The sequence below is a fragment of the Stenotrophomonas pictorum JCM 9942 genome (genome assembly GCF_001310775.1).
GTDB classification, from domain to species: domain Bacteria; phylum Pseudomonadota; class Gammaproteobacteria; order Xanthomonadales; family Xanthomonadaceae; genus Stenotrophomonas; species Stenotrophomonas pictorum.
On the sequence record NZ_BAZI01000524.1, the window covers coordinates 1 to 1,531 of the forward strand.

The following is a 1,531-nucleotide window of genomic DNA, read 5'->3' on the forward strand; positions in this document are numbered from 1 at the left end:
CCTGCAGCAGGCGCCGGTAGCGCTCGGCCTCGGGCAGGTCGCGCGACAGGTCATCGACCAGCGGGATGATCGCGGCCATGAACGGACTGCGGGTCATTTCGACACCTGCGAGTCCGATTGACTCGGAGAACTGCGGGTCATTTCAACCCGCCGAAATCGCAACCCGTTGATTTTCATGGATTCAAAAGCTGGCACGGAACGTGGAATACACAGGGTACTCCTGAAGCAACCCGAGAAACACGCAATGCTGAGCCCCACCCAACGCGACCTGATCAAAGCCACCATCCCGCTGCTGGAAACCGGTGGTGAAGCTCTCACCACCCATTTCTACGGGCTGATGCTGACCGAGAACGAGCAGGTGCAGCCGTTGTTCAACCAGGCCCACCAGGCCAGCGGCAACCAGGCCCGGGCCCTGGCCAACGCGGTGCTGATGTACGCCAAGCACATCGACCGGCTCGAGGCGCTGGGCCCGCTGGTCGGCCAGATCGTGCACAAGCACGTCGCCCTGCAGGTGCTGCCCGAGCACTACCCGATCGTCGGCCATTATTTGCTGCGCGCGATCCGCGAGGTGCTGGGGGCGGAGGTGGCCACCGACGAGATCCTCGAAGCCTGGGGCGCGGCCTACCAGATGCTGGCCGACATCCTGATCGGTGCCGAGGAATCGGTGTACGCGGCCAATGAAAGCGCGCCCGGCGGCTGGCGTGGCGCCCGCACCTTCCGCGTCGCCGACAAGGTGCGCGAGAGCGCGGAAATCGTCTCCTTCCATCTGGTGCCAGCCGACGGCGGCGCGGTGGTGGACTTCCAGCCGGGCCAGTACATCGGCATGACGCTGGTGCTGGACGGCAAGGAGGTGCGCCGCAACTATTCGCTCTCGCGCGCGGCCGATGGCGTGGGCTACCGCATCAGCGTCAAGCAGCAGCACCAGGGGCTGGTCTCCAACCACCTGCACAACCATGTGCACGTCGGCGACACCCTGGAGCTGTTCGCCCCGGCCGGCGATTTCACCCTGCAGGTCAGCGACAAGCCGCTGGCACTGATCAGCGCCGGCGTCGGCATCACCCCGACCCTGCCGATGCTGGAACAGGCGCTGGCCAGCGGCCGCGAGGTGCATTTCATCCATTGCGCGCGCAACGGCCAGGTGCATGCGTTCCGCGAGCTGATCGCCGAAAAGCAGCAGCAGCATCCGCAGCTGCGCAGCTACACCTGCTACAGCGAAGCGCTGCCGGGCGACCAGGCCGACGCTGAAGGTTTCCTCTCGCGCGAACTGCTGGAGCAGTGGCTGCCGGCCGAACGCGACCTGGATGCCTACTTCCTCGGCCCCAAGCCGTTCATGGCGCAGGTCAAGCAACTGCTGCGCGCTGCCGGCGTGCCCGAAGCCAGAGCCACTACGAGTTCTTCGGCCCGGCCGCGGCGCTGGACGCCTGAGCCGCGCAGGCACACCGTGTTGAGGGGCGGCAGGCCGGCGGGGCAATCCGCCGGCCTGTTTGTTTGCCCCTGCCGCAAGCCCCCACGGCAGGGCCAGGCGGCGGCA

Annotated in this window: 1 protein-coding gene; it reads left to right on the forward strand. The window is 66.9% G+C overall.

What is annotated here, in order from left to right:
• Positions 1–244 precede the first annotated feature (244 nt).
• Positions 245–1,531 (forward strand): NO-inducible flavohemoprotein (gene hmpA / locus JCM9942_RS15685; protein ID WP_218185511.1); only part of this gene is annotated, 1,287 nt, incomplete at its 3' end.